Raw genomic sequence first — 24,907 nt, forward strand, 5'->3', positions numbered from 1 at the left:
GGGCCTAAAACAAAAATGTCGAAAACAACCCCATGCACAGTAGCGGAGGTTGGCGGAAGATTGCCTCTGTGGATCCGCACAACCATTTGACAAGGGGAGGCAAATCAGCGGCATCGCGCACCTCGCCGATGCCCGGATCAAGTTGAGCGCGGTGCAGTCGGTTGACGCCGGCACGCAGCAATGGAGTGACGAAAGATGAGCTCGTCCGTCATTGATTTCCTCGCAACAGAAGCGCGCTTTGGCGCCCGTAATTACGAACCGATCGGGGTCGTCCTGTCGCGCGGCGAAGGTGTCTGGGTCTGGGATACCGACGGCAACCGTTATCTCGACTGCCTCTCGGCCTATTCCGCGGTCAGCCAGGGCCATTGTCACCCCAAGATCCTGGCGGCGATGGTGGAACAGGCACACCGGCTGACGCTGACCTCACGCGCCTTCCACAACGACCAGCTCGCCCCGTTCTACGAAGAGATCGCGGCGCTGACCGGCTCCCACAAGGTGCTGCCGATGAACAGTGGCGCCGAGGCGGTCGAAAGCGCGATCAAGTCGGTGCGAAAATGGGGCTACGAGGTGAAGGGCGTGCCGGACGGCCAGGCCGAGATCATCGTCTGCGCCGATAATTTCCACGGACGCACGCTGGGCGTCATCGGCTTTTCAACGGACCCTGAGACCCGCACACACTTTGGACCGTTCGCGCCGGGTTTCAGGATCATCCCGTTCGGCGACGCCGCGGCGCTCGAAGCAGCGATCACGCAAAACACCGTCGCCTTTCTGGTCGAGCCGATCCAGGGCGAAGCCGGTGTCATCATTCCACCAGTCGGCTATTTCGCCAGGGTGCGGGAGCTCTGCACGGCCAACAACGTCATGCTGGTGCTCGACGAGATCCAGACCGGGCTCGGCCGCACCGGCAAGCTGCTCGCCGAACAACACGAGGGAATCGAGGCGGACGTGACCCTGCTCGGCAAAGCCTTGTCCGGCGGCTTCTATCCGGTGTCGGCCGTGCTCTCGAACAACGAGGTGCTCGGGACATTGAGACCCGGACAGCATGGCTCAACCTTCGGCGGCAACCCGCTTGCCTGCGCGGTGGCGCGCGCGGCGATGCGCGTGCTGGTCGAGGAAGGCATGATCGAGAACGCGGCCAGGCAGGGCGCGCGCCTTCTGGAAGGCTTGAAGGACATTCGTGCCAACACGATCCGCGACGTACGCGGGCGCGGCCTGATGCTGGCGGTCGAGCTGCATCCAGAGGCCGGCCCCGCGCGCCGCTACTGCGAGGCGCTCCAGGGCAAGGGTATCCTCGCCAAGGACACCCATGGGCACACGATCCGCATCGCCCCGCCGCTGGTGATCACCGGCGATGAGGTCGACTGGGCGCTGCAGCAGTTCGCGACGACCCTGACGCAGGATTTCTCCTGAAGCTGCCTGCGTCGGAAGATCGCAATACCGGCCCCGGCCAACAACGAGTTAGCGGCCCGGCCAGAACCGGACTCGTGCAGCGCAAATAGTGACGCATTGTCCTAAGGCAAAACTCTGCATGATCCCGGCAACCGGATGAATGGGGTGCGTGGAACCTATCGGAGCGACGGACGTTTTGGTCCGCGAATGAGCAGCGCCATGCCCGGCGCAGCAAGCGCCGAGGCCGGTGGCGCTGAGCTGCGCGGATCGGAGAAATGCTCATGAGACTCACTCTTTCAGTCATCAAAGCTGACGTTGGCTCCGTTGGCGGGCATACGAAACCGTCTTCACGCATGATCGCGACTGTCGAGGGCGAGGTTGCCAAGGCGATCTGCAATGGTCTGCTGATCGACGGTTTCATCTGCCACACCGGCGACGACATTGCGATCATCATGACGCACACACGGGGCGAAGGAAGCTCCGAGGTCCATCAACTCGCCTGGAAGACGTTCCTCGCCGCCACCTCGGTCGCGAAAACCTCCGGGCTCTATGGCGCTGGCCAGGATCTTCTCGCCGACGCGCCTTCCGGGAACATTCGCGGCGCCGGCCCAGGCGTCGCCGAGCTCAGCTTCGACCACAGCTTGTCCGGCGTGCGACCCGCGGAGTCCTTCATGGTGTTCGCGGCCGACAAATGCGGCCCCGGCGCCTACAACCTGCCGCTCTATCTCGCCTTTGCCGACCCCATGTACTGCGCTGGGCTGATGCTGCCTCCGATGATCAAGGGATTCCGTTTCCATGTCATCGACATGGACAACACGGCCGGCGACAGCCTACTCGAGCTCGATGCACCCGCCGACAGCTACCACATCGCCGCCCTGCTTCGCGACAACGAGCGCTTCGGCATCGATCGCATCATTTCTCGAACCCATGGCGAGGTCGTCGTGGCCGTTTCGGCGCAGCGCCTCCACGCGATCGCAGGCAAGTACACCGGCAAGGATGATCCAGTCGCGATCGTCAGGAACCAGGGGATTTTCCCGGCTCCAGAGGAAATAATCTCGCCGTTCGCCAAAGCACACTTCGTGGGCGGCGATGCACGCGGCTCGCATGTGATGCCGCTCATGCCGGTGCCACTCAACACGCCCGTTACCGGCATGTACTGCCTGCCGATCGTTTCTTGCGTCGGCTTTTCGATCGACAGGGAAGGCCGCTTTGCCGAGTCCTACACCGATTTCTTCGACAACCCGTCATGGGATGAGGTCCGCCGGCGCGCCCAGCGCAAGGCCATCGAGATGCGCAGCCAAGGCTGGTCTGGCGCCGCCATGCTACCCTATTCCGAACTGGAATATGGCGGCTTCCGCGACACCGTGTCCGGACTGCTGAAGCGTTTTCGACTGCGCGAAGACCGCAAGCCGGAAGCGGCCGAGTAGCGATCGCCTCCAATCAGAAGCTGGAGCGACGTTCACGTTTCAATCGACAGATGCAGGCGCTATGACGACTTGCCGATCCGGAGGTGGATATGGCCAAAAAACGCATCGGCATTCTCACGGGCGGCGGCGACGTCGCGGGCCTCAATGCAGTCATCAAGAGCGTGACTTATCGCAGCAGTGAGGACGACATCGAGGTTGTCGGTCTGCGCCGTGGTTGGGAGGCCCTCACGCACCTGAACCTCGACGACCCTAACAGCAGGTCCCACTACGTCATCCCGCTGAACCGTGAAAACACTCGAACCATCGACCGGCGCGGCGGTACCGTGCTGCACTCGAGCCGCGTCAATCCCTCCAAGATACAAAAGCTGCCCGATCATCTCGTCGGCAATGATGTTCCGGTCTCGCTGAGCACCAACGGCGGCATCGCGACAAAGACGTGGGATCTCACCAGCCGGGTGCTCGCTAACCTTTCGGGACTTGGCATCGAACACCTGATCGCCATCGGCGGCGACGACACGCTCAGTTATGCGGCCAAGCTCAACGAACTCGGCGTCAAGATCATCGCCATCCCGAAGACGATGGATAATGATGTCCGCAACACCGAGTACTGCATCGGCTTCTCGACCGCGATCACCCGCGCCAGCGATGCCATCCAGCGGCAGCGCACCACCGTGGGCTCGCATGAGCGAATTGGCATTTTCCGCGTCTTTGGCCGCGATGCCGGATTTACGGCACTCTACACCGCGTATGCGACCTCGATACGATGCGTCATACCGGAGTATAAGGTCGACCTCGACAAGCTTATCCAGTTGCTCATCGAGGACAAGCGCGCCAATCCAAGCAACTACGCGCTGATCGTACTAAGCGAGGGAGCTCAGTGGGAAGGCTACAAGCTGCGGGAATACGGCGAGCCTGACGCCTATGGTCACCGCAAGAAGGCCAACGTGGCGGAATCGCTTGCCGACGAGATCAAGCAGCGCACCGGCGAGGAGACGATCACCTCCGATCTCACCTACGATCTGCGATCGGGTGATCCGGACTTCATCGACAAGCTTGTGGCCCTGACTTTCGGTAACATGGCCTACGATGCCATGCTGGAAAGCAAGACCGGCCTCATGTCGGCGCTGGTCGAGGGCCGCTACGACCTCGTGCCCATCCCTGACGCCAAGCTCGGTCCGCGCAAATTGGACGTTGCGAGCAGCTACAACACGGAGCGCTACCGCCCCCTCTACGCCAATAAGCAGGGGCTGCCGATCTTTCTTAACCGCGCGTCTTAGCGTGCCGGACCGGGCGAGCCAGCAGTAAGTCCAGCCGATGTCCGTTCTGCCGCTGAAAGCGGAAGTCAATTCAGAGGGCTCACGCTGACGGCCGCCAAGCTGGTCGAACCCGCTATGCCACGCTGAGCGGCGAGCAGAAGGCGCGCTTCAACGCGCTGCAACAGGTCGCAAACCCGTGAGGCCAGCGCTCGTGACCGCCGTAGGTGCGCAGCACCTCGTCCATCGGCTTGCCCTACCAACTGTTGGAGAAGATCTCGATCTCCGAGAAGCGGGATTTCTCTTGAGGCTGCCTGCGTCGGAACATCGCAGTGCCGGCCGCCGCCAACAACGAACCATTGCGCCAACTATGCGTTGAAAATCGCGGGCGATTTCGAGCTGGGAGCACGATCATGCTTCCGCGTGGCGTTTGCTTGACGGGGCTTTTGGTTGGCGTCTCGATGCTGGCGACGAGCGTCGGCGCGTCCGCCCAGGGACCCGGCCAGGGACACGGAAGAGGTGGACCACCGGGGCCGGCCGCAGCGCCGGCGGCCCGGCCCGCACCACCACCTGCCATGGCCCGTCCGGCGGCGCCGCCAGCGATGGCGCGTCCCGCCGCGCCAGCATTCCATCCTCCGGCCATGCCGCAGCGACCGGCCATGGCGCCGCCCCCGGCGCCTCGCATGGCCTCGCCGCCGCCGCGCCCGGCCCCGCACTTCGCTGCCCCGCCACCGCGAGCCGCCCCGCACGTGGCGGCGCCGCGGCCTGAATTCCATCGGGCCCCGGCAGCCCCGCAACGCCCGGCGATGGCACCGCAGCCGACGCCGCAGATCGCCGCCCCCTCGCGCCCAAGCGCACCGTCGGCCGCGAGCGTGCGGCCGGAACAGCCGCGCGAGACGCTGTCGCGCCAAGCAGGGGAACGCCAGGGCCGCATCGACCGCTTGCAGCAGCGTGTGCAGACATTGCAGTCGCAAAAGCCGGAAGGCGCAAGAGCGCAACGCGAGCAGCAGCGGTTGCTGCAGTCGCAGAATAGGCTGCTGGAGCGCGAGCAGCGCGTACAACAGCGTGAGCAGCACGTCGAGCAGCGACAGCGCGAGATGCTGTCGCGCCAGACCACGGAGCGCCAGACCCGCATCGATCGCCTGCAGCAGCGTGTGCAGACATTGCAGTCGCAAAAACCGGAAGGCGCACGCGCGCAGCGCGAGCAGCAACGGATACTCCAGACGCAGAACCGCTTACTCGACCGCGAGCAACGCGCGCAGCAAAGCGATCTGGCGCGCCAGCAGAGGCTGGGACTGCAGGCCCCCGCTGCAACAGTTGCAGCGGCTGGCGCCGCGCGCGGGCGGTTTGGCGCGCACTTCCGCGAGCGGCCTCTTGCGCAAACCCAGGTGGCCCTCGTCGCCCGCCACCGCGGCTGGGCTCCCCGGCAGGCCTGGCGACACCGCCATCCCGCGGTGTTCGTGGCATGGCTTGGGCCCGTGTTCTGGCCTTACGCCTATTCCGACATTTTTGACTACACGTTCTGGTCCTATGCTTACGAGCCCGGCTATTGGGCGTACGCGTATGACGGCTTCGTCGACACCGTGTTCTGGGGTGGTGACAGCCCCTATTCCGCTTATGCCAGCACCAACCCGTATGACTATCCGCAAGCCGGTGGCGGCGCCCGCTCGCGCCAGCGCGCCAGCGTGAGCCCGCAAACGCTGCAGCAATTGTGCGGCACACCGGACAAGGGCGTCACTGCTTGGCCGCTCGACGATATCACGAGCGCGGTGCGGCCGACGCCCGAGCAACGCGCGCTGCTCGACGCGTTGAAGACCGCGGCGGCCAACGCTGCCGGTGTGTTCAAGGACTCCTGTGCTGATACTTATGCACTGACCCCGCCTGGCCGTTTGCGGGCGATGATGAACCGCGTCAGCGCGACACTGGATGCCGTCAAGATCGTGCGACCGGCACTGGAGAATTTCTACAACTCGCTCAGTGACGAGCAGCAGGCCCGCTTCAACGCGCTCGGCCCCAACATCGGCGACCGCTCTCCTCGGCAGCAGGAATCCGGTGCCCAGGAAGGCAGTGCCGAAGGCTGCGGCGATCCGAAGTCCGGCCTGACCCAGTTGCCGATCCAGAGGATCGAGGCTGTGCTCCATCCCGCGGGCAAGCAGAAGGAGGCGCTCGACCGCCTCGGCGAAGCGACGGCGAAGGGTGTTGAGGGCCTACAGGCAGCCTGTCCGAACGATGTGCCGCTGACGCCGGTCGGACGGCTGGAGGCGATGCAGCACCGGCTCGAGGCCATGCTTCAGGCCGCCAAATTGGTCGAGCCCGCCCTGGACGAGTTCTATTCCACGCTGAGCAGCGAGCAGAAGGCGCGCTTCAACACGCTGCAACAGCTCGCAGGCCCTTGACGGCGGCGTCGCATTCGCTCGTTGCAATTTGAGCGGCGGCCGAACGACGCGGGGGGCCATCATCGCCCTGTTTCACAGTTCGACGAGAAAGTTCGACGAGAACATGCGTATCCGGGCCGCTTCTCTCCGTGAAAAGTGCGGCGGCACGGAATGCAAACAACCGCCTCGTCTCGACCTCACGCGACGGAGATCGTCTTCGGTCCAGCGTCGTTCGCGGTTGGGATAGCTTGGGCCCGCTCTTTCTCATCCGAACTGATGGTGTTGCATCGCTGGAAGTGAGCAGACAACTCAAGATCGGCCAGGTGATCCCAGTATTCTGCTTCTGCGAGCAGCTTCCATTTGTTCATGCTGTTGTAAGCGGCCTGTTGGCGGCACAGCGAACCCATCGCACGTAAGCGCTGCACTCTCTCCACTGCCTCCACTGCGAACCTCCCTTCGCGCCAGCTTGTTTACAAGCGCATTTATGTTGTCACAATTTCGCAGATTGAATTGACGAGTGATAGTCCGGTGTTTGACGGTCAATCGATGATAGCGCAATCGTCTGACTTTTCACCGACGTCAGCAGCTCCAGCCCTGAGAGCTGGTCGAGTTCTCAGCGTCGCAGCCCCTTCGGCCAGCGCTATACGCAGGCACGCAACAAGACTCGCGTCGGACGACGGGTTCCCAAGTCGCAGATGCATTCCATTTCAGGACTGAAATCTTAATTGTCGGCGGCCTTCCCAGGATAGTGGTTAGCTGGCGATCAGACCGGGCCGGACAAGGTTTGATCCCGAAACTATTTTGGCCCGGCACATGGGACTGCAAGACCGCCTTCGGGCGGTCTTTCCTTATCGCCGCAATAGAACGGGGCTTGGGCTGGATCACGCCGGGGCCCTTCGGCACGCCGATCACAACAATGGCCCCGACGGTTGCACGTCGGGGCCATCCAAGATCATCAGGCGTGGGTACATCCGCCGTGCCTGCCGATCGTTGATGCCACTGATTACCGCATCCGATCTGGCGCAGACCGTGGCGAGGCTGCGGCATCGGGATGATATCATTCTGCCTGAAAGCTGACGGCTGTCCACCTCTCGTTGGTGGTACTCCAACCGGCTCGCTTGCTACACCACCGTCTGGTGCCGCGCGATACAGGTGCGCAGCACCTCATCCATCGGCTTGCCCCACCAGTCGTTGGAGAAGATCTCGATCTCGGAATAACCGGCATAGCCTTGCGCCTCGACAGCGGCGCGCGCCGATTTGATGTCGATGACGCCGTCACCCATCATGCCGCGATCGTTGAGGATGTCCTTGGTCGGTACCAGCCAGTCGCAGACATGGAAGGCCAGCAGGCGGTCCTTGCCGGCGCGCGCGATCTGGGACATCAGCTCCGGATCCCACCAGATGTGATAGACGTCGAGCGCGACACCGAGCATGCCGCTGCGGCCGGGGTCGAGCCGGTCGCAGATGTCGAGCGCCTGTTTTGTGGTGTTCACGCAGGCGCGGTCAGCCGCATAGGCCGGATGCAACGGCTCGATCGCCAGCGGCAGCCTTGCCTGCCTGGCGTAATCGAGCATGTCGGCAAGCGCGTCCTCGACCTGCCCGCGCGCCGCCGCGATATCCTTCGACGCCTCGCTGCCCGGCCGTGAATATTGCGGCAGGCCGCCGACGACGAGAACGATGCAGGGCGCGCCCAGCGCCTTGGCTTCGTCGACGCAACGCCGGTTGTCGTCGCGCACTTCGTTCCTGCGCGATATGTCTGAGGTGAACATGCCGCCACGGCAATAGCCTGACAGATCGAGCCCGGCGTCGCGCACCGCGCGCGCGGCGCGGTCGAGACCGACGGCGGCGACCTGGTCGCGCCAGGGATCGATGGCGCGGATGCCGTGCCTTGCACAGGCCTCGATGATTTCGACGAGGTCACCCTGCTTGCGGACCGTCGCTGTGTTGAGCGACAGCCAGCGATGGTCGGACGAGAAATCGCGCATCAGTCTTCCAGTCCGTGCGAGGCCAGCACGGTCTTCATCCGCCGCATCGCCAGTTCCGGATTGGCGAGCAGCCCGGCCTGATCCGCCAGCCGGAACAGTTCGGCCAGATGCAGCATCGAGCGGGCGCTCTCCTGCCCTCCGACCATGGTGAAATGGTCCTGGTGACCGTTGAGATAGGCCATGAACACCACGCCGGTCTTGTAGAAGCGCGTCGGCGCCTTGAAGATATGGCGCGACAGCGGCACGGTCGGCCCCAGCACATCGTGGAAGCCCGCTTCGTCACCGGCAGCAAGGCGCGAGAGCGCGTAGGACGCCGCCGGCGCGATCGCATCGAAAATACCGAGCAGCGCGTGCGAAAAGCCCTGGTCGTCGCCGGCGATCAGCTCCGCGTAGTTGAAATCGTCGCCAGTGTACATCTTGATGCGCTTGTCGAGGCGACGACGCATGTCGATCTCGCGCTGCTTGTCGAGCAGCGAAACCTTGACGCCGTCGACCTTGGCGGCGTTGCCGTTGATGATGGCCACCGCCGTGTCCATCGCCTTGTCGAGATCCTTGGTGCCCCAATATCCCGTGAGTGCCGGATCGAACATGTCACCGAGCCAGTGAATGATCACGGGCTCGCGGACCTGCGACAGTACACGGTCATAGACTTTTGCGTAGTCATCGGCGCTGCGGCCGAGTTTTGCGAGAGCACGCGACGCCATCAGGATGATGCGGCCGCCGACCTTCTCGACGGCCGAGAGCTGCTCCTCATAGGCGCGGATGACGTCGTCGAGGCTCTTGGCGTCCTCGACCGCAAGGTGATCCGTGCCCGCGCCAGAGAACACCAGCGCATTGCGCCGCTTGGCGGCGCCGACCGAGCGGGTGATCAGCTCCAGCGAAGTCGGCCAGTCCAGCCCCATGCCGCGTTGCGCGGTATCCATGGCTTCGGCAACGCCAAGGCCGAGGTCCCAGACGTGCTCGCGGAAGGCGATGGTCTTGTCCCAGTCGACGGCAACCGAGAGCCAGGGATCGTTGTCGGCGAAGGGATCGGCCACCGTGTGCACGGCCGAGAAGGCGATGCGGTTCAGCGGCCCCTCAAGCTTTGCGGGAAACGTGCGCGAGGCCGCGAGCCGGTAAGTCTCGATCGAACGATCGGCCTTCGGCAGCTTGAGCGACAATGACGACATCGGCAGGACGGGCTTGTTCATGTATCCCTCCTCAGGCCTTGATCGGGGCGACGTCGATCCAGCGCCGCTCCTTCCAGCTCTTCAGCGCGCATTCGGCGAGCTGCACGCCCTTGACGCCCTCGAGCAGCGTGAACTTGTAGGGCGCATCCTCGTAAACATGGCGGATGAACATCTCCCACTGCTCCTTGAAGCCATTGTCGTAGGTGACGTTGTCGGGCAGCTTTTGCCAGTCGCCGTAGAAATCGTGCAGCCGCTTCTCGTCGGGATTCCACACCGGCCGGGGCGTCGCCTGCCGCGCCTGGATCATGCAGTCGGTGAGACCTGCGACCGCCGAGCCGTGCGTGCCGTCGACCTGGAAGGTGACGAGGTCATCGCGGTAGACGCGCGTGACCCAGGACATGTTGATGTGGGCAATGACGCCCCCCTCGAGCTGGAAGGTCGCGTAGGCGGAATCATCCGCGGTCGCCTTGTACTTCCTGCCCTGCTCGTCAAACCGCTCGGGGATGTCGGTGTTGCCGATGCAGACGACGCTCTGGACGTTGCCGAAGAGGTTGTCGAGCACGTAGCGCCAGTGGCAGACCATGTCGAGAATGATGCCGCCGCCGTCCTCGTCGCGGTAATTCCAGGACGGCCGCTGCGCCTCCTGCCAGCCGCCTTCGAACACCCAATAGCCGAACTCGCCGCGCACCGAGAGGATGCGGCCGAAGAAGCCGGAGTCGCGCAGGAAGGCGATCTTCTTCAGGCCGGGCAGGAACAGCTTGTCCTGCACCGTGCCATGCTTGACACCCTTGGCGTTGGCGAGCTTGACGACCTCGAGCGCCTCCTCAAAGTTGGTCGCGATCGGCTTCTCGCAGTAGACGTGCTTGCCGGCATTAATGGCCCGGGTCAGCAAGCCCGGTCGCGCCTGCGTGGTCGCGGCGTCGAAGAACATGGTGTCGTTCTTGTCGGCGAGCGCTGCGTCGAGGTCGGTGGTCCAGCGCGTGATGTTATAGCGTTTGGCGAGCGCCTCGACCTTGTCGGCGCTGCGGCCGACCAGGATCGGATCAGGCATGATGCGGTCGCCGTTCTTTAAACGGACGCCGCCCTGGTCGCGGATCGCGACGATCGAGCGGATCAGATGCTGGTTGAGCCCCATGCGGCCGGTGACGCCGTTCATGATGAGGCCGAGGCGTTGGGTGGTCATGCCAATTGCTCCCTAAGTGATTTTGGCTGTTCGAGCGGGCGGAGCGCCGACCAGTCCGGATGGACCGACGTCGCAAAGCCCGCAGCATGAAGCGATCCCGTCAGGAGATCGCCGTCGTGAATGGAGAGCCGGATGCCCTGCCCGGCATCGGCATAGAGATCGGGATGTCCGGCCGCGAAGGCCTGCGCTTCAGCCGCGGGCGCCTCGCCAAAGCCGTCGACATAGTGGTGGCCATTGCGCTCGGCATGGGTGACGCCGATGAAGGCACCGAGCGCGAGATCCTGCTGCACGGCAAGGCCCGCCTGGCAGGTGAGGTCCTCGCCGGTCACGAAGAACCTCGCCCCGTCCGCGCTCCATTTCGCCGCGCGCGTCGCGTTGACGATGGACTTGTAGAGCCCCTTGCAGGATTTCGAGGAGATGCCGCAATAGCCGAGCGCCCGCGCCGACGGGAACGCATCGTAGGAATCATCGGCCTCGTCGATGATGAACCCGTGCGCTGCCAGCGAGCCCAGCGGCGATTGCCTCGTGATGTCGCGCGGCATCGGCTGTTCGACATAGAGCAAGCGCGAGGCGATCGAGCGCAATGCGGGATCGTGATCAATCCGGTCCATCAGCGCCTGCAGCCCGGCAAGATCGGCGTACTGCTCGTTCGCGTCGAGCGTCACCTTGTAGTGGCGCCCGAGCGCATCGAGCTCCTTGCCGATGCGCGCCAGCCGTACTGCGTCGGCTGCGGGATCGCCCGACAGCTTCAGCTTGAAATAATTCGCGCCGACGTTCTCGCGTGCATCGGCAACACCGCCCTCACCTTCGACGGTATCGTCGAGGCCGACGGTGTGCCTGATGGCAACGCGCGGCAGCGGCGTTCGGCTCGCGAGAAACTGCGCGATATCCGTTTCCTTCAGGTCAGGCGAAAGCCGCGCATCGATGCCGGCAATGTTGCCGGCCATCCCATCGAAGAAGCTGGTCTCTGCGGCGCGGAGCAGCGCATCGAGGATCGCCTTGTCGATCTCGGCGGGGCCATAAGCAGCCGCAAGCGCCGGAACGTTCTTCTTCGCACAGGTCGCGACCTGGGCACCGACGCAGGAGGCATGCAGATCGAACGCGGTCAGAAATCCGGTCCGCGCAAGATAAAGCCCGCGCGCGATCTCGAGCGAGCGGCGCAGGCCATCGACCGTGTGCGCCGGCGACAGCTCCGGCCGCTTGTCGAACCATTTTGGCACCAGCAGCTCGGCGCTGGCGCCGACCGCAACGCCCCTGCCCTCGACCTCGATCTCGACCCGCACGAACAGCTGCGGCGTCGTGTTGATCGTGATTGCGCCAAAGCGGAACGGCCGCGCGAACTGCGTCGGTCGTTCGAAGAAAGCGATATCTCGCAGCTTCAGGCGCGGCGCCATGGTTTTAGTCCAGCGAACCTTGCGAGAAGAAATGCTTGCGGATGCGTTGCACCAGCTCGGTGAAGACAGGATCGGCCATCACATCGAGCGAGCGCGGGCGCGGCAGCGGCACGTCGTAGATGGCGGCGACTGCGCCGGGGCGCTCGGTCATGACCAGCACGCGGTCGGCGAGGAACACGGCCTCGGGAATCGAATGCGTGATCAAAAGCACCGTCTTCTTCGTCTCGCGCTGGATCCGCATCAGCTCGACATTCATGCGCTCGCGCGTCAGCGCATCGAGTGCGCCGAACGGCTCGTCCATCAGCATGATTTTTGGATCGTGCACCAGCGCCCGGCAGATCGAGGCGCGCTGCTGCATGCCGCCGGAGAGCTGCCAGGGCAGCTTCTTCTCGAAACCTTCGAGCCCGACCATCTTCAACAGCGCCTGGGCGCGTTCGAGATATTTTTGCCGCGGCAACCGCTTCATGTCGATCGGCAGCATCACGTTGGACAGGATGTTGCGCCAGGGCAGCAGCAGCGCGTTCTGGAAGACGATGCCGACATTGCCGTGCGGCGTCGTCACCTTCTCGCCCTCGACCAGGATCTCGCCCGTGGTCGGCGGCAACAAGCCCGAGATCAGCTTGAGCAGCGTGGACTTGCCGCAGCCGGAGGGGCCGACCACGACGAAGAACTCGCCGTCATTGATGTGGAAGTCGAGCGGACGCAGCGACGGCACGTCGCCATCGCGCGTCCGGTAGGTCTTCGACACGCCGGACAGCTTGATGCCCGACGCATCGCCGGCTGCCCGGTCGCTCACCAGTCTCAGATGCGCGGCCGGCTGCACGGTTTCGCTCACGATTGTCGCAGGTTTCACGAGCCACTCTTCGGCAGATAGTCATTGGTGTAGAAGGCCTTCGGGTTCTCCTTGGCCTTGGCGTCGAGCCCGCCATATTCGACCATGAGGTTGACCGAGTCCGTCATGTTCTGGTCGGTGACCTGGAACGGCCGCTTGCTCTTGGTTTCAGCGGTCCGGTAGAGCGGAATGGTCAGCTCGAAGCCCTGCGTCAGCGTGTCGATCTTGCCGCCCTTCGGGTTGGCATCGAGGATCGACTGCGCGGCGGCCTTCGGCTCCTTCTCGGCGGCTTCGACCGCCTTCGTCGTCGCCGACATGAAGCGACGGACGAGATCGGCATTGGCCTTCACGTAATCGGAGTTGGCGATGATGCCGGAGGAGACCATGTTGATGCCGTAGTCGGCGAACTTGATCGGGAACACGTCCTTGCCGGTGGCGTCCTTGATCTTCATCGACTGGTCCATGACGTAGCCGAGCAGCAGGTCAGCCTGGCCGTTGATGACGGCGTTGAGCTTGGTCTGGCCGTCGCCGGCAACCGTCTGGAAGTCGCTCTCCTTCAGGCCAGTCTTCTTCAGGAACAGCGGCCAGATCTGGGTCATGGAATCGGCCGGCGTGATCGCCACCGTCTTGCCCTTGATGTCCTCGGGCTTCTTGATGTTCTTGTCGGCAAAACCCATGGCGGACATCGGGCTGGTCTGCAGCAGCACGCCAGTCGCAACGACGGGCGCGCCCTTGATCGCAGCGCGCATCATGGTGGGGACGTCGACATAGCCGAAGTCGGCGGTCTTGGCGGCAACGGCCTGCGTGGTCGCAGCCGAACCGCGGCCTTCCTGGATCTCGAGGTCGATGCCTTCGGCCGCGTAGATGCCCTTGGCCTTGCCGTAGTAGAACGGCGCGTGCTCGCCATAGACGTACCAGTTCAGCATCAGCACGACCTTGTCGGCTGCCTTTGCCGGCGACACCGCAAATGCCATCAGCGCCAAAGATGCAGCCCCAATCCACCGCTTCATCGTCACTCTCCCTTTGTCGTTATGTTTCGGCCGTTAATGGCCGTTGCTTAAGTTACGAGGCGAAAATCACGTCCTCACGCTGGCTGACATGCCAGGGAATGACCAGCTTCTCGATCCGGTCCACGATCCAGAACAGGATCACGCCGAGCAGCGCCAGGATCACCAGCGCCGCGAACATCGTCGGCAGGTCGAACGTGCCGATCGAGCGCTGCATCACGTAGCCGATGCCGGAATTGGAGCCGACGAACTCGCCGACGACGGCGCCGACCACGGCGAGCGTCACCGACACTTTGAGGCCTGAGAAGATCGCCGGCAGCGCATGCGGCAGGTTCACTGCGCGGAACACCTGGAAGCGGCTGCCCTGCATGGCGCGGGCGAGATCGACCATGTCAGGATCGACCGATTTGAAGCCCTGCACGGCGGAGACCACCACCGGGAAGAAGCCGAGCAGGAACGCCGAAATCACTTTCGGAATGATGCCGAAGCCGAACCACACCACGAACAGCGGTGCGATCGCGATCTTTGGCACGGACTGGGAGAACACCAGCAACGGATAGACGTAGCTCTCCACCGTCTTCGAGCCCGCGATCAGCATCGCGACGGGAATGCCGAACAGCGCCGACAGCAGGAAACCGCAGACGGTTGCATAAGTTGTCGGCCAGGACTGGCGCAGCAGTTCCGGCCATTCGGTGCGCAGCACGGCGACGACGTCGGCCGGCGCCGGGATCTGATAGGCGGGGATCTTGAACAGGCGGATCGCAAGATCCCAGGCGACGACGATGAAGACCAGGAACAAGAACGGCCGGACCCAGGCCGCGTTCAGCATCTTGGACACCGCACTTTGCGGCTTCAACTCAGCCACGTCTCACTCCCCGGCATTCTTCTTCGTTCGGGGGAGAAATTAACTCGTTGGATAAATACTGTCCAGAGCTTTCCCTGTGACGTTTTGTGCCGGTTCCTGGCCTGCTCTCGCGTCCCGGACACGCTGCCGCGCTACGTCCGGGGCACGAGACCGCCTCACCCTCGGTGTCATTCCCCGCGAAAGCGGGGAATCCAGTACGCCGCGACTTCTCGGTTCAATCTCAACCGTCTCTGGAATACTGGATTGCCCGCCCCAGTGCGCAACTGCGCACAAGGCGGGCAATGACGGCGGAGATTGAGGAAACGGCGGACGATCCGTCCACAAACGCGCGGACCAGGCCACTAAACCGTCTGCGCCACCGCGCTACGCGACTTCGGCGCCTTGGCGATCTCGAACAGCGCGGTCGATCGCCCCGTCAGCGCGGCCAGCACGAGGCCGACCATGTGCGAAAGCCGCTCGTCCTTGGCGTCCTTGGCCAGCAGATCGCGACCGAAGATCACGCTCAACGTGGCCGAATTGGAGAGATAGAAGAAGCAGAGCCCGGCGATCGAGATGTAGAGTTGCACCGGATCGACCGCGACCTGGAAATCGCCACTGTCGACGCCGCGCCGCACCACGGTGCGGATCATCTCGACGAAGGGCGAGTGCATCGACTTGACCTTGGTCGATTTCTTCAGGTGCTTTGCGCGCGCGAGGTTCTCGGTCTGGAGCAGCGACAGGAATTCCGGGTTGCGGAGAAAATAGGTCCAGGTGAACTCGATCAGCCGACGGATCGCTTCGGGCGGATCGAGATGCTCGAGATCGAGCCCCCGCTCCTCGCTGCGGATCTTGTCATAGGCGCCTTCGAGCACCGCGAGATAGAGCTCGTCCTTGTTGCCGACGTGATAGTAGAGCATGCGCTTGTTGGCGCCGGCCTTGGCCGCGATGCGGTCGACGCGCGCGCCGGCCAGCCCGTGGGTCGAAAACTCCTGCTTGGCGGCTTCGAGAATGCGCAGCCGCATCCCCTCGGGGTCGCGCTGCCATTTCAGAGTTCGCTTTGCCTTCGCCAAACCGGTTGCTCGCTGGGTGCTCACGGTATGCCATGTACCACGCGCCCGCCGTCATTGCGAGCGCAGCGAAGCAATCCAGAGTACCTCTGCGGAAAGACTCTGGATTGCTTCGTCGCTTCACTCCTCGCAATGACGGGTGGAGAGGACAGAGCTTCAATCCACCGGCTTCGGCGAACGCTCCAGCAGCACGGTCTGGATCCCGCAGGTGCCGTTCCTGACCGTCATGATCCGCGTGCCCGGCTTGCGGCCGTTGCGAACCTCGGTGACGTCGAGGCCGGCGGCGATCAGGCGGGCGCGCGTGGCATCGATGTCGGCGACCCGCCAGCTCAGGCCCCAGAGACGGTCATGCAGGGAATCCCCGCCCGCCACGGGGCGGCGCACCACTTCGACGATGAGGTCGCCGCAGCGGAAGAACATCAGCTGGCCCCAATCCTGATGCGAGCGGTCCAGTGCGAGATCAAGGCCGAGCCGCGCGCCATAGAGCGCAGCGGCGCGGTCGGAATCCTCGGTGGTGACCACGACGTGGTCGAGCCCGTCGATCGGCGCGATGTCGGTCGCAGCCGACAGCGGCCGCTCCTCGGCGAGCTCGAGGAAGAACATGCGCACGCCGCGCGTCAATTCAGTGGCGGCGCGCGTGCGTTTCCAGTGCAGGACCGCGCCGCTCTCGACGTCGTTGCTTTCGACCTCCGCGACCGGATCCGGCCTCAAGGCCACCCGTTCCAGCCGCCGGTGCATCTTGCCCATGTCTGCGACACGAAAGCACAGGCTGGCGAGCACGCCCTCGCGGTCGTCGAGCAGCGCGCGAATCCGGTCCGCCGCAACGTTAAAGCCGCTCGGTGCCATCAATTCGATCGTCATGTTCGCAAGCGTGAACATCACGCGGTCGGCGCCCTCGCCGGAATTCTGCCAGGCCGGTGCGCGCCCGAGCAGCGTCTGATAGGCCGCCTTGGCCGCATCGATATCCCTCACCAGAGCGACGACGTGATCGAGGCCGGTGATCATGTTTTTCCCTTTTGATCGACCTGGAACCTGGGCCGAAAATCGGCATTTGTCCGGGCTTGGCATTGGCCGGTGATGGTCGTATTCCGGCATCATGCTGACCTCAAGCGCTTCGGGGCGGTTTTGCGAATAATTTCAGCGTCCCGACAGCGGAACCGGTGTTAGAGTAAGCCCGCCGGCCGGGACCACCCAGCGCATCACGGACAACCAATGCAGGCTCTCTTTATCGGACAGACCTATATCGACGTCGTCTTCATCACCGACCACATGCCGACCGGCGACGAAAAGCACGTGGCAACGGACTACGCGGTCTCCTTCGGCGGCAACGCGGTCACGGCGGCGTTCTGCTGCGCCAAGCTCGGCATCGTGCCCGATCTCATCGCCACGGCGGCCAATGACTGGCTGGGGCGCATGTTCCAGGACATGTGCGCGAAATACGCAATCTCGCTGCACGGGCGGAAGGTGAACCAGTCCTCGCTGTCCTTCATCATGCCCAAGGACGGCAAGCGTGCCATCGTCCGCTGCCGCGACGACGAGCACATCCACCCGTTCCCGATGCTCAATCTCGGTGGCTGCCGCGCCCTGCACATCGACGGCCATCAGCCCGATGCCGCGATCCACTATGCAAAGGTCTGCCGCGAGGCCGGAATCCTGACCTCGCTCGACGGCGGCGGCCTGCGCACCAACACGCATGAGCTGCTCGCATTCATCGACGTCGCCATCGTCGCCGAACGCCTGTGCGAACAGATGGACCTGACGCCCGAGAAGATGCTCGACTACCTCAAGAGCCGCGGCTGCAAGATCGGCGGCGTCACCATGGGTGAGAAGGGTCTGCTCTGGTACAATGAAACAGGTGCGGTCGAGGTCATGCCGGCGATGCCGATCCCGCGCGAGCGCGTGATCGACACCAACGGCGCCGGCGACGTCTTCCACGGCGCCTATGTCTATTCCTACCTCGCCCATCCCGGCAAAAGCTGGCGCGAGCATTTCGACTTCGCCCGCGCCGCCTCGACCTTCAAGATCCAGCGCCTCGGCAACGAAGCGGGCCTGCCGACCCTTGTCGACATCGCGAAAGTCAGGCACGAGTTCGAAGTCAGGGTCTAGGATTTTGTAAGGGCATATCATGGGGCGCGTCTTTATCGCCGGCAGCATCAACATGGATGTGGTGGCGACCGCCGATCGCCACCCCAAAGTCGGCGAGACCGTCGCCGGCCGGCAGGTGCTGTATTTTCCGGGCGGCAAAGGTGCGAACCAGGCAGTCGCGGCGTCACGGCTCGGTACGAAGACCACGCTGATCGGCCGGCTTGGCAAGGATTCGTTTGGCGCTGAGTTGAGAACTTTCCTCGGCGCTCAGGGCATCGACCTCGGCTCCACCAAGGAGACGGCCGAGGCGCACACCGGCACTGCGATCATTACCGTCGCGGCGTCCGACAACACCATCGTCGTCATCCCCGGCAGCAATGCTCTGGTCGACGCTGACGATATCGCGGACGTTCCGCTGGCGAAGGGCGATGTAGCCGTCAGCCAGTTCGAGATTCCGCTACCGACGATTGCCGCCTTCTTCCAGCGCGCGCGCGCGGCCGGTGCCACGACCCTGCTCAACCCGGCACCGGCGCAAAAGATGTCCGCCGAGCTGCTGGCGCTCGTCGACATCCTCGTGCTGAATGAGACCGAGCTCGGCTTCCTCGCGGGCGTGGAGCTTTCCGACGGCGACGAGGCCGCAAGAATCATCGACGTCGCGCGACAACTTCAGGCGCGCGGGGACCAGACCATCTGCGTGACGCTCGGCAAGCGGGGCGTGCTCGCGCTCGCCGGCCGCGAGGAATTCGCGGTGCCCGGCCGCGCGGTGAAGGCGGTCGACACCACCGGCGCCGGCGATTGCTTCGTCGGCGCGCTTGCGGCGCAGCTGGCCGAGGGCGTGTCCTTGCGTGCAGCACTCGCTTTCGCCAACGCGGCCGCCTCGATCAGCGTGCAGCGCATGGGCGCCGGGCCGTCGATGCCGACGGCCGCGGAAGTCGCCGCGGTCGTCAAGGCCGGCTGATCACGCCAGCGCGCTCTTCAGGTCGAAGCCTTCATCCGCGGCCTGCTCCGGGGTGATCGAGCGCTCCATGCCGAACAGGCGGCGGCCGAACATGTGGTCTCCGGCACGGTTGACCGACTCGATGCCGAGCAGTCTGTCGCCCTTGTAGCAGAACGCCGAGAACGCTTTCTTCGCCGGATCGCCGCGCAGCACGACCCGGTCGTAGCCGGTGGTCAGCCCCGCCATCTGCAGCTTGTCGTTGCCCTGGTCGCTCCAGAACCAGGGATGGCTGTCGTAGGCCTTGCGGTCGCCGGTCAGCCGCGCCGCGAGGCAGCGGGCGTGATCAGTGGCGTTCTGCACCGATTCCAGCCGCTGCGATCCGCCAAAGCGCGGACTGGCGAACAGCGCGCAGTCGCCGATCGCGGAGATGTCAGGATCGGACGTCGAGAGATATTCGTCGACGATGATGCCGGCGGCGACGGGAAGCCCCGCCTCCGCCGCAAGCTCGATGTTCGGCAGCACGCCGACACCGACCACGACGAGGTCGGCCGGCAGATGCCTTCCGTCGCTCAAGGAAACGCCGGTGACCTTGCCGCCCTCGGCCTCGATCGAGGTTGCCTGCACACCGAGGTGAATGCGGATGCCGGCCTCGCGATGCCGCGCTTGAAAATACTCCGAGACCTCCGCCGTCACCGCGCGCGCCATCACGCGCGGGGCGAGTTCGAGCACGTCGACCTCGAGGCCCTTGATCCGCGCGGTGGCCGCGAATTCGAGGCCGATGAAGCCGGCGCCGATTACCACGACTCGCGATTTCGACGGCATGATCTGCCGCAGCGCCTCGCTGTCGTCGAGGATGCGCAGATATTTCACGTCGGGCAAATTCGCATTCGGCAAATCAAGCAGGCGGTTGCGCGCGCCCGTCGCCAGCACGAGGTGGCCGTAAGGCAACGTCTCGCCAGACGCAAGATGCACCTTGTGGCCGGCGCGATCGATCGACACCGCGCGGCCCGCGATCAGCTCGATCTTCTGGTCCTGGTAGAATTTCTCAGGCCGGAACATCAGGCTCTCCGGCCCGGCCGAGCCCTTGATATAGGCCTTCGACAGCGGCGGCCGCTGATAGGGCAGATGCGCCTCGTCGTTGATCAGGCAGACGCGATCGGAAAAGCCCGCCTGGCGCAGGGATGCCGCAACCTGGTAGCCGCCATGGCCGGCACCGACAATGATCACTGGACCATCCGTCATTGGAACAGCCCATTTCCGGAGACACGAGCATCACCCATGTCGTCTCCTCTCTCGCTGATATTGGCTTGGCTAGCCTAGGAGGAGCCGGCGCTCGTGTCCGTCCCTAAACGAAGGCGGCCCCATTTGAGCCCATCGTTCCGTCCTGCGCAAGAGCGGCATGCGGGGCACTGGCGGCCGGGGATTGTCACCTCCGACCTTCTGCGATTTAGTTGCAGCAACGACCTCATGCCGGGGATATTCCAGATGCCAGCTCCCGTCTCCAAACCCGATGATCCCGCCTTGCTGCGGATCGACGGCCCGATCGCAACCATCACGCTCAACCGCCCCGCCGCGTTCAACTCGATCAACCTCGCGATCGCGCAGAAGCTCGAACAGCTCGCGGCCTATCTCGAAGGCGCCGACGACATCAGGGTCGTCGTGCTCGAAGGCGAAGGCCGCGCCTTCTCGGCCGGCGGCGATCTACAGACGATCGGCGCTGCGGCCGAAACGGGCACGGTCACGCCTGTCGTCGGCGAGCTGCTGAAGCACTATCACGCCTTCATCGAGATCATCCGGCGCATGCCGAAGCTATCATTATCCAGCGTGCACGGCTCGGCCGCCGGCGCCGGCATGGGCCTCGCCTTCGTCACCGATCTCTGCATCGCCGCGGAGGATGCCAAGTTCACGCCGGCCTATGCCAAGATCGGGGTGTCGCCGGACGGCGGCTCGACGGTCGGGATCGTCGGTACGGTCGGATCGCGACGTGCGCTTCAGATCTTCCTGTCGGAGGACAATTTTACCGCGCAGCAGGCCTATGAATGGGGCCTGGTTGCGAAGGTCGTTCCCGCCCCGGAGCTGAAGGCGGCCACGCGAAAACTCGCCGAGCGCCTGGCGCAGAATCCGCCGGCGGCGATCGCCGGCACCAAGTCGCTGGTCTACCAGGCCGCGACCACGACGGTGAAGCAGCAGCTCGATGCCGAGGAGCACAAGATCATCATGGCGATGAACACGGAGGATTTCCGCGTGGCCGTGAAGAAGTTCACGAGCAAGTCGAAGTGACGACACCCGCGCGCACGTTCTACGGCCTGCGTCACGGCGCGACCGACTGGAATCGGAAGGGACTCTTTCAGGGGCGGACAGACAATCCGCTGAACGAGGACGGCCTTGCGCAGGCGCACGAGGCCGCGGACATGTTGCACGGTGCCGGCATCAGCCGCATCGTCGCAAGCCCCCTGGTGCGCGCGGCGCGAACGGCCGAGATCATCGCGGACGCCATCTCGGTGCCGCTCTCGATCGACGACGGCATCATCGAGTTCGATTTCGGAAGCTTTGAGGGCCTCCCTGTCCGCGACCTCATGATCAAGCACGGCGTCAACTCAGCGACGGGCCTCGTCTCGATCCTGCCCGCCGACGGCGAAAACTGGGACGCCATGACCGAACGGTCGCTGGCTTGCGTCTCCGCATGGCTCGACCGTCATCCCGACGACGACTTCCTGTTCGTCTGCCACGACGCGGTGATGCAGGGAATGGCGAATTCGCTGTGCGGCAGCTATTTCAAGAACAGCCACGGCACGCCGTTTCGCTACCTCCGCGAAGGCAAGCAATGGCGCGTCGAGCAGCTCGTCACTTAGGACAGATGTAGCCCGTCCCTGCCGGCGATTTGAAGCACCCGACCGACTCCGGCAGCACGTGCTGCGGCAGCCACAGCACCACGCTCGGGAAATAGATCGCAAACGCGATCGTGGCCAGGAACACGACATAGATCGGCAAGGCGGCGCGTAAGGCCTTGGCAAAACTGATGCCGACGAATTTCGAGGCCATCAGCAGCACCAGACCGTATGGCGGCGTGATCAGACCGAAGGCGAGCGTGGCAATCAGCACCACACCCATGTGCACGGCGTTGATGTCGCCGGCCTCGGTCAGCGCGTTGACCAGCGGCATGAAGATAATGATGGTCGGCACCGGTTCGATGAAGTCACCGACCACGGTGAAGAGCAGCACCATCAGCAGCATGATCAGATGCGGATCGTTGCCGGCGATCGAGGTGATCCACTCGGCGATATAGGTCGCACCGCGCAGATAGGCGAGCATCCAGCCGAAGGCGTTGGCGGCGCCGATGGTGATCAGCGGCAGCGAGAAGATCAGGCCGGCGAGACAGAAATCGTAAGGGATCTTCCTGATATGCCCGCGATTGAGCGCGGGGATCACGACCACCACGATCCAGACCACGGCGACGACGCCGGCTTCCGTCGGCGTGAACCAGCCGGTGAGGATGCCGCCGAGCAGGATGACCGGGATCATCAGCGGCAGCGCCGCATCGCCTGCGGCGAACGCCACCTGCCGCAGCGGCGCGCGTGGCTTGCGCAAGCCGGAGGGGCCGAAGAAATAACAGTAGATCATCAGACCGAAGCCGATCATCAGCCCGGGCACCACGCCCGCCATGAACAGGCCGGCGATCGAGACGTTGCCGACCGCGCCATAGACCACCGCCGTGATGCTCGGCGGCACCAGCGCGGCGATGGTCGAGGCGGACGCGATGATCGCCGCGATGAAGGCGGGCTCGTAGCCCTCGCGCTTCATCGGGCCGCCCAGTGCACGGCTCATCACGGCAACGTCGGCGGTGGTCGAGCCCGACATTTCCGAGAAGAACATGCTGAAGACAACGACGACCTGCGACAGCCCGCCCCTGATGTGTCCGACCAGCGACACCGACAGATTTGCGATCCGCACCACCACATTGGCTGAGCTCATGAGCTCGCCGACCAGCAGGAAGAACGGGATCGCGAGCAGCGCTTCGGAATCGACGCCGTCGAAGATCTTCTGGATGATCGCGGCCAGCGAGACATCCGACAGGATCGCACCGATGAAGACGCCGGCCATCAGCGAGAACGGCACGGGCACGCCGAGATAGCCGAACGAAAGGAAGCAGATCGACATCAACCCCAGGACAATTGGTGCGCTCACGGCTGCGCCCTCATCTGCACTTCCGTGATGACGGGCGCTCCGTCCTCTTCGGGCGGCTCGCGATGGTCAAAGCCGTTGCGCAGGCCGTTGACGAGCTGCTCGATGGTGAACAGGCCGATCAGCACGCCAGACAGCGGGATGATCGCATAGAGCGAGGCGATCGGCGTACCCGACGGCAGGCGGAAGCTGCCGAAGCCGCGGAGATAGTTCTGATAGCCGTACCAGACCAGGCAGAAGGCGACGCCGAGCACGACGAGGCGAATGATCACTTCGACGATCAGCCGCGACGTGCCATGCATCGCTTCGGAGATCGCCGTCAAATAAAGATGATCGTTGCGCCGGGTCGCGGCCGCGGTCCCGACGAAGATCGCATAGATGAACAGCGTCGAGGTGACTTCCTGAAGCCACAGCCAGGGATGGCCGATGGTGCGGGTGACGATGTCGGCGGTGACCGACAGCGAGAAGCCGAAGCAGAGCACGCCGCAGAGGATCATCAGCGCCAGCTCGAGCCAGTCGAGCCAGCGCCATTTCAGGTGGCGTTGCCGTTGCACCAGCAGTTTGTCGGCGATGGCCATTGTTGCTCCCGGCTGCAGCTTTCCGTCATGGCCGGGCTTGTCCCGGCCATCCACGCACTTGGTGCGGGCTCGAAGGAAGAACGTAGATGACCGGGACATCTGGCGCGAAGGCGCGCATCGCGCTTCTGCCCGGCATGACGACTTTGCTGGAACTAGTTCACCGACCGGATCAAATTCTTGATCTTCTCGGCATGCGGGCCGAGCTCCTTGGCGAGCTTGTCGAGATAGGGATCGGCGACCATCGTGAAACTCTTCTTGTCGACATTGTCGACGACCTTCACGCCCATCTTCTTCAGCTTCTCGGCCGCCGTGCGCTCGAGGTCGAACGCCTTCGCGGGCTCTTTCGTGCTGACCTCGTTGGCCGCGGTCTGCACCCACTGCTTCTGTTCGGCGGACAGGCTCTGCCAGAGCTTGTCGGAGACGAACACCAGCGCGTTGTTGGCTTCGTGCTCGGTGATGTTGAGGACCGGCGCGACCTCGTAGTGCTTGTTGACGAGGTAGACGTTGATGCTGTTCTCGGCGACGTCGACGACGCCGGTTTGCAAGCTCGTGTAGACGCTGCCGAACGGCATATGCACGGTCTGGGCACCGTAGGCCGGGAACATGGTGTCCTCGGTCGCGGTCGCCTGGACGCGGATCTTCAGCCCCTTGATGTCGCCGACATTGTGAAGCTCCTTCTTGGAGTACATGTGGCGCACACCCTGCGAACCCGTCGCGATCACGTGCAGGCCCTGCGTGGTCTCGTCGATCATGGTCTTGAGCGCTTCGAACACGCGGGGATCGGCCAGCCCCTTGATCACGTGGTTCTCGTCGCGGAACAGATAGTGCAGCGACATCACGCCGGCCTGCGGCGAGATCGTCGCGGTGTTGGCCGAGGAGATGATCGCGAATTCGATGTCGCCGGCCTTCACGAGCTGGAGCACCTGCGGCTCCTGCCCGAGCTGCGCGCCGGGATACTGGTCGATGATCATGGTGCCCTTGCTCAATTCCTTGAGCTTGTCGGCAAAGAGGTCGCCCGCGATGGAATAGCCGGTGTTGCGCGGCTGATCGTAGGCAAAGCGGTAATGCTTCACCTCCTGTGCCCCGGCCCCGCTGACGAAAAGTACGGCGGCCATAGCCGCCAACCCACGCATGGATCGTGCAATCATCGTTTCCCCCTGTTTTACCGCCCGCCGCTTTAGCGGTCTGAGCGTTCGTTCG

Annotated in this window: 22 protein-coding genes; 8 read left to right on the top strand and 14 right to left on the bottom strand. The window is 64.0% G+C overall.

What is annotated here, in order from left to right; translation table 11 throughout:
• Nucleotides 1-195: 195 nt before the first annotated feature.
• From rocD to JQ627_RS05190, 4 genes are all read left to right on the top strand, one after another.
• The gene (gene rocD / locus JQ627_RS05175; RefSeq protein ID WP_212483045.1) at nt 196-1,410 is read left to right on the top strand and encodes an ornithine--oxo-acid transaminase; all 1,215 of its coding nucleotides are present in this window, start codon (nt 196-198) and stop codon (nt 1,408-1,410) included.
• Between the two features lie 260 nt (nt 1,411-1,670).
• Complete coding sequence (locus JQ627_RS05180) at nt 1,671-2,816, top strand: fructose-1,6-bisphosphatase (RefSeq protein WP_212483046.1); 1,146 nt, start codon at nt 1,671-1,673, stop codon at nt 2,814-2,816.
• An 89-nt stretch (nt 2,817-2,905) separates the two neighbouring features.
• Nucleotides 2,906-4,093: a 6-phosphofructokinase gene (locus JQ627_RS05185; RefSeq protein WP_212483047.1), complete on the top strand. Its 1,188-nt coding sequence runs from the start codon at nt 2,906-2,908 to the stop codon at nt 4,091-4,093.
• Between the two features lie 782 nt (nt 4,094-4,875).
• A complete protein-coding gene (locus JQ627_RS05190; protein ID WP_212483048.1) occupies nt 4,876-6,465 on the top strand; it encodes a Spy/CpxP family protein refolding chaperone in 1,590 nt (529 codons plus the stop codon).
• A gap of 176 nt (nt 6,466-6,641) precedes the next feature.
• Here the strand turns inward: JQ627_RS05190 and JQ627_RS05195 are convergent, their stop codons facing one another.
• From JQ627_RS05195 to JQ627_RS05240, 10 genes are all read right to left on the bottom strand, one after another.
• On the bottom strand, nt 6,642-6,887 hold the full coding sequence (locus tag JQ627_RS05195; protein ID WP_409363796.1) for a hypothetical protein: 246 nt from the start codon (nt 6,885-6,887) through the stop codon (nt 6,642-6,644).
• A 678-nt stretch (nt 6,888-7,565) separates the two neighbouring features.
• Nucleotides 7,566-8,429 (bottom strand): sugar phosphate isomerase/epimerase, encoded by an 864-nt coding sequence (locus JQ627_RS05200; RefSeq protein ID WP_212483049.1) that lies wholly within the window; start codon nt 8,427-8,429, stop codon nt 7,566-7,568.
• On the bottom strand, nt 8,429-9,619 hold the full coding sequence (locus JQ627_RS05205) for a dihydrodipicolinate synthase family protein (protein ID WP_212483050.1): 1,191 nt from the start codon (nt 9,617-9,619) through the stop codon (nt 8,429-8,431). Before JQ627_RS05205 ends, JQ627_RS05200 begins: the two co-directional genes overlap by 1 nt.
• A 10-nt stretch (nt 9,620-9,629) precedes the next feature.
• Complete coding sequence (locus JQ627_RS05210; protein WP_212483051.1) at nt 9,630-10,781, bottom strand: Gfo/Idh/MocA family protein; 1,152 nt, start codon at nt 10,779-10,781, stop codon at nt 9,630-9,632.
• The gene (locus tag JQ627_RS05215) at nt 10,778-12,175 is read right to left on the bottom strand and encodes a hypothetical protein (RefSeq protein WP_212483052.1); all 1,398 of its coding nucleotides are present in this window, start codon (nt 12,173-12,175) and stop codon (nt 10,778-10,780) included. The genes JQ627_RS05210 and JQ627_RS05215 overlap by 4 nt, the downstream gene beginning before the upstream one ends.
• A 4-nt stretch (nt 12,176-12,179) precedes the next feature.
• The gene (locus tag JQ627_RS05220) at nt 12,180-13,028 is read right to left on the bottom strand and encodes an ABC transporter ATP-binding protein (protein WP_212483053.1); all 849 of its coding nucleotides are present in this window, start codon (nt 13,026-13,028) and stop codon (nt 12,180-12,182) included.
• Complete coding sequence (locus JQ627_RS05225) at nt 13,025-14,017, bottom strand: ABC transporter substrate-binding protein (RefSeq protein ID WP_212483054.1); 993 nt, start codon at nt 14,015-14,017, stop codon at nt 13,025-13,027. Before JQ627_RS05225 ends, JQ627_RS05220 begins: the two co-directional genes overlap by 4 nt.
• Nucleotides 14,018-14,069: 52 nt before the next feature.
• On the bottom strand, nt 14,070-14,879 hold the full coding sequence (locus tag JQ627_RS05230; RefSeq protein WP_212483055.1) for an ABC transporter permease: 810 nt from the start codon (nt 14,877-14,879) through the stop codon (nt 14,070-14,072).
• A gap of 341 nt (nt 14,880-15,220) precedes the next feature.
• Entirely contained in the window at nt 15,221-15,928 is a 708-nt protein-coding gene (locus JQ627_RS05235) for a TetR/AcrR family transcriptional regulator (protein ID WP_212483056.1), read from the bottom strand.
• A 153-nt stretch (nt 15,929-16,081) separates the two neighbouring features.
• A complete protein-coding gene (locus tag JQ627_RS05240; protein WP_212483057.1) occupies nt 16,082-16,930 on the bottom strand; it encodes a VOC family protein in 849 nt (282 codons plus the stop codon).
• A gap of 207 nt (nt 16,931-17,137) precedes the next feature.
• On the opposite strand from JQ627_RS05240, the gene JQ627_RS05245 reads away from it, so the two are divergent.
• Both JQ627_RS05245 and rbsK read left to right on the top strand, forming a co-directional pair.
• A complete protein-coding gene (locus JQ627_RS05245) occupies nt 17,138-18,031 on the top strand; it encodes a sugar kinase (RefSeq protein WP_014496984.1) in 894 nt (297 codons plus the stop codon).
• A gap of 19 nt (nt 18,032-18,050) precedes the next feature.
• A complete protein-coding gene (gene rbsK / locus JQ627_RS05250; RefSeq protein ID WP_212483058.1) occupies nt 18,051-18,968 on the top strand; it encodes a ribokinase in 918 nt (305 codons plus the stop codon).
• On the opposite strand, the gene JQ627_RS05255 is transcribed toward rbsK, so the two are convergent.
• Nucleotides 18,969-20,189: an NAD(P)/FAD-dependent oxidoreductase gene (locus JQ627_RS05255; protein WP_212483059.1), complete on the bottom strand. Its 1,221-nt coding sequence runs from the start codon at nt 20,187-20,189 to the stop codon at nt 18,969-18,971. It abuts the gene before it with no gap.
• A 243-nt stretch (nt 20,190-20,432) separates the two neighbouring features.
• On the opposite strand from JQ627_RS05255, the gene JQ627_RS05260 reads away from it, so the two are divergent.
• Together JQ627_RS05260 and JQ627_RS05265 are read left to right on the top strand one after the other, a co-directional pair.
• Nucleotides 20,433-21,227: an enoyl-CoA hydratase/isomerase family protein gene (locus JQ627_RS05260; protein ID WP_212483060.1), complete on the top strand. Its 795-nt coding sequence runs from the start codon at nt 20,433-20,435 to the stop codon at nt 21,225-21,227.
• Nucleotides 21,224-21,799, top strand: coding sequence for a histidine phosphatase family protein (locus tag JQ627_RS05265; protein WP_212483061.1), 576 nt, complete (start codon nt 21,224-21,226; stop codon nt 21,797-21,799). Before JQ627_RS05260 ends, JQ627_RS05265 begins: the two co-directional genes overlap by 4 nt.
• On the opposite strand, the gene JQ627_RS05270 is transcribed toward JQ627_RS05265, so the two are convergent.
• The 3 genes from JQ627_RS05270 to JQ627_RS05280 form a co-directional block, all read right to left on the bottom strand.
• Nucleotides 21,792-23,132, bottom strand: coding sequence for a TRAP transporter large permease (locus JQ627_RS05270; protein ID WP_212483062.1), 1,341 nt, complete (start codon nt 23,130-23,132; stop codon nt 21,792-21,794). The two genes, JQ627_RS05265 and JQ627_RS05270, sit on opposite strands and share 8 nt — an antisense overlap.
• Entirely contained in the window at nt 23,129-23,707 is a 579-nt protein-coding gene (locus JQ627_RS05275) for a TRAP transporter small permease (protein WP_212483063.1), read from the bottom strand. Before JQ627_RS05275 ends, JQ627_RS05270 begins: the two co-directional genes overlap by 4 nt.
• 152 nt (nt 23,708-23,859) lie before the next feature.
• Nucleotides 23,860-24,855 (bottom strand): TRAP transporter substrate-binding protein, encoded by a 996-nt coding sequence (locus JQ627_RS05280; protein WP_212483064.1) that lies wholly within the window; start codon nt 24,853-24,855, stop codon nt 23,860-23,862.
• Between the last annotated feature and the right edge of the window lie 52 nt (nt 24,856-24,907).

Source organism: Bradyrhizobium liaoningense, assembly GCF_018130785.1.
Classification (GTDB): domain Bacteria; phylum Pseudomonadota; class Alphaproteobacteria; order Rhizobiales; family Xanthobacteraceae; genus Bradyrhizobium; species Bradyrhizobium liaoningense_A.

Bases quoted from the DNA above. Each gene is read 5' to 3' on its own strand.
- rocD (WP_212483045.1), top strand. From the start codon at position 196: ATGAGCTCGTCCGTCATTGATTTCCTCGCAACAGAAGCGCGCTTTGGC.
- JQ627_RS05180 (WP_212483046.1), top strand. From the start codon at position 1,671: ATGAGACTCACTCTTTCAGTCATCAAAGCTGACGTTGGCTCCGTTGGC.
- JQ627_RS05185 (WP_212483047.1), top strand. From the start codon at position 2,906: ATGGCCAAAAAACGCATCGGCATTCTCACGGGCGGCGGCGACGTCGCG.
- JQ627_RS05190 (WP_212483048.1), top strand. From the start codon at position 4,876: ATGGCACCGCAGCCGACGCCGCAGATCGCCGCCCCCTCGCGCCCAAGC.
- JQ627_RS05200 (WP_212483049.1), bottom strand. From the start codon at position 8,429: ATGCGCGATTTCTCGTCCGACCATCGCTGGCTGTCGCTCAACACAGCG.
- JQ627_RS05205 (WP_212483050.1), bottom strand. From the start codon at position 9,619: ATGAACAAGCCCGTCCTGCCGATGTCGTCATTGTCGCTCAAGCTGCCG.
- JQ627_RS05210 (WP_212483051.1), bottom strand. From the start codon at position 10,781: ATGACCACCCAACGCCTCGGCCTCATCATGAACGGCGTCACCGGCCGC.
- JQ627_RS05215 (WP_212483052.1), bottom strand. From the start codon at position 12,175: ATGGCGCCGCGCCTGAAGCTGCGAGATATCGCTTTCTTCGAACGACCG.
- JQ627_RS05225 (WP_212483054.1), bottom strand. From the start codon at position 14,017: ATGAAGCGGTGGATTGGGGCTGCATCTTTGGCGCTGATGGCATTTGCG.
- JQ627_RS05240 (WP_212483057.1), bottom strand. From the start codon at position 16,930: ATGATCACCGGCCTCGATCACGTCGTCGCTCTGGTGAGGGATATCGAT.
- JQ627_RS05245 (WP_014496984.1), top strand. From the start codon at position 17,138: ATGCAGGCTCTCTTTATCGGACAGACCTATATCGACGTCGTCTTCATC.
- rbsK (WP_212483058.1), top strand. From the start codon at position 18,051: ATGGGGCGCGTCTTTATCGCCGGCAGCATCAACATGGATGTGGTGGCG.
- JQ627_RS05255 (WP_212483059.1), bottom strand. From the start codon at position 20,189: ATGACGGATGGTCCAGTGATCATTGTCGGTGCCGGCCATGGCGGCTAC.
- JQ627_RS05260 (WP_212483060.1), top strand. From the start codon at position 20,433: ATGCCAGCTCCCGTCTCCAAACCCGATGATCCCGCCTTGCTGCGGATC.
- JQ627_RS05275 (WP_212483063.1), bottom strand. From the start codon at position 23,707: ATGGCCATCGCCGACAAACTGCTGGTGCAACGGCAACGCCACCTGAAA.
- JQ627_RS05280 (WP_212483064.1), bottom strand. From the start codon at position 24,855: ATGATTGCACGATCCATGCGTGGGTTGGCGGCTATGGCCGCCGTACTT.